Raw genomic sequence first — 2481 nt, 5'->3', positions numbered from 1 at the left:
GTAAGCGTGGCGTGAGGACCGCAGTTTATGCGGCTTGGGCTGTTGGCTGATCTGTCTGGGGCACCCAGTTCCACGGCATCAGCTCGTCCCAGCGGGTGGCGGGCCAGTCGCCGGCGACCCTGGCGATGACATCGGCGATATAGGCCTGCGGGTCGACGCCGTTGGCCTTGCAGGTCTGGATGACGGTGTAGATGGCGGCGGCTCGCTCGCCGCCTGCGCGCGAACCCGCGAACAGCCAGTTGCGCCTTCCCACGGCGACGCCGCGCAGGGCCCGCTCCGCGATGTTGTTGTCGATCTCCAGACGCCCGTCACCCAGGAAGCGGCACAGCGCCGGCCAGCGTTTGGTGCCATAGGCGATGGCTTTGGCCATGTCGGACTTGGGCGACAGGCGGCGAAGGGCAGCGTCGAGCACCTCGCGCAAGGCGTCGACCAGCGACTGGCTTCGTTCCTGTCGCGCTCGACGGCGTACATCCGGCGGCTGACCACGCACCTCCGCCTCGACGGCATAGAGCGCGCCGATGCGCTCCAGGATATCGGTGGTCAGCGGCGTGGAGAGGCGCTCGTGCAGGTCGAACACCTTGCGCCGGAAGTGTGCCCAGCATGCCACCTCTGTGACGCCACCGCGGTACAGGGCGTCATAGCCCGCATAGGCATCGGCCTGGAGAAAGCCGCGAAAGCCGGCGAGATGCGCCTGCGGGTGCGCCGCGGTGCGGTCGGGCGTGAAGCGATACCATGTTGCGGGCGGTGTCGTGCTGCCGGACGCCTGGTCGTCGGCGGCGTACACCCACAGCCGCCCGGTCGCGGTCTTGCCACGGCCGGGGTCGAGCACCGGCACCGGCGTGTCGTCGGCGTGGATCTTGTCGGCCTTGAGCACCTCGTCACGGATACGGCTGACCACCGGGTCGAGCAGTGCTGCAGCTTGCCCGGCCCAGCCCGCGAGCGTCGAGCGGTCGATCTCGAGCCCCTGCGCGGCCATCATCTCGGCCTGGCGGTACAACGGCAGATGGTGGTCGAACTTGGAGACGACGACGTGCGCCAGCGTCGCGAAGGTCGCCTTGCCCCGCGCCACAGCGCTGACCGGCGCGGGTGCCTGGACGATCTTCTCGCAAGACCGGCAGCTGTATTTGGGGCGGACGTTGCGCACGACCCGCCAGCGCACCGGCACGATGTCGAGCATCTCGTGCGCGTCCACGCCCAGCCGGCGCAGCGCACCACCGCAGTCCGGGCAGGTGCAGATACCGGACGCCGGCTCGTGGACGACCTCCTCGCGCGGCAGATGCTCCGGCAGACTGCGGACCGGTGCCAGGCGCGGCGCTACTCCAGGCGCCGCAGTCTCGACTTCGGAAACATCCCGCTCCGTTTCCAGCTCTTCCAGCGCCAGCTCGAGCTGTTCGATCTCGCGGCCCAACTTCTCGGAGGAGGCACCGAACTGCATCCGCCGCAGTCGGGCGATCTGCCCGCGCAACGTGTCGATGAGCAGATCGCGGGCGGCGAGCGCGGCATTCGCCCGGGCGAGCGATGCCTCCAGCGCGGCGATCCGCGCGGTGGCATCAGCAGGGGAAACAGGCGCTTCCAGCACCCGCATTTCATAACAGATCACGCATCGACGGGCGAGAAAAAGCGTCGCAAAACCGCCGTTTTCACCCCGCCAGCGTCGGCGTGAACGTCCGCTCTGGGCGACGCCAGTCGATGCCCTCCAGCAGCATCGACAATTGTGCCGGCGTCAGCGTCACCGTGCCCGTCGCGGTCACCGGCCAGACGAACCGACCCCGGTCGAGCCGCTTGGAGAACAGGCACAGGCCTTGCCCATCGAACCACAGCAGCTTGACCAGATGACCCCGCTTGCCCCGGAACGCGAACAACGCGCCCGAGTGCGGGTTCTGGGCCAGCACCTGCTGCACCAGTACCGCCAGGCCATCGAACCCTTTGCGCATGTCGGTGACGCCACACGCCAGGAACACCCGCGTCGGCAACGGCGTGGGGCTCAACGCAGCACCGACAACACTCGCGCCAGCGCGCCGGCGTCCACCGACCCGTCCACGCTCACTCGGACGCCACCCGGAAATTCGATGCAGATGAGGCCAGACGTGGATGTCGCCGGCTGCGGCGCAGGTGCGGCGACATCGGCCACGCGCACCTCGGCGAATGCCGGCAGCGCAGGCGCGACCCCGCCCAGCTTGCCCAGCCGCGCCTGCTTGCGCCACGTATAGATCAGGCTGCTCGACACCTCGCGCCGGGCGATGACATCACGGACCCGCACGCCCGGCCGGAACGCCTCGGCCAGGATCTCCAGCTTCTCCGCGTCCGACCAGCTCCGTCGGCCCGATACCCGGCCGACCACCTCCACACGACCAGTCGTACGAGCGCTCGTACGACCAGTCTCAGAACCGAAAACTTCCCGCACCGCCCGCGCCCTCGTCAAAGACGATAAGCATCCCGGCTACGGCCAAACGGGCAAGGCGGCCCTCAGGCCACGCTTAC

General features: G+C 68.8%; 3 protein-coding genes. All 3 read right to left on the bottom strand.

Features of this window, described 5'->3' with window-relative positions:
* Nucleotides 1–25 precede the first annotated feature (25 nt).
* From CA237_RS19275 to CA237_RS19265, 3 genes are read right to left on the bottom strand one after another with little or no spacing between them, the layout of a single operon-like run.
* A complete protein-coding gene (locus CA237_RS19275) occupies nt 26–1585 on the bottom strand; it encodes an IS66 family transposase (protein ID WP_025292356.1) in 1560 nt (519 codons plus the stop codon).
* Between the two features lie 55 nt (nt 1586–1640).
* Nucleotides 1641–1988: an IS66 family insertion sequence element accessory protein TnpB gene (gene tnpB / locus CA237_RS19270; RefSeq protein ID WP_025292355.1), complete on the bottom strand. Its 348-nt coding sequence runs from the start codon at nt 1986–1988 to the stop codon at nt 1641–1643.
* The gene (locus CA237_RS19265; protein WP_086011137.1) at nt 1985–2341 is read right to left on the bottom strand and encodes a transposase; all 357 of its coding nucleotides are present in this window, start codon (nt 2339–2341) and stop codon (nt 1985–1987) included. The genes tnpB and CA237_RS19265 overlap by 4 nt, the downstream gene beginning before the upstream one ends.
* Between the last annotated feature and the right edge of the window lie 140 nt (nt 2342–2481).

The organism is Sphingomonas sp. ABOLH (assembly GCF_003951715.1).
Taxonomy (GTDB): Bacteria; Pseudomonadota; Alphaproteobacteria; order Sphingomonadales; family Sphingomonadaceae; genus Sphingomonas; species Sphingomonas hankookensis_A.
The sequence above is the reverse complement of the archived record's forward strand: the minus strand, read 5'-3'. Positions and strand labels throughout refer to the sequence as shown.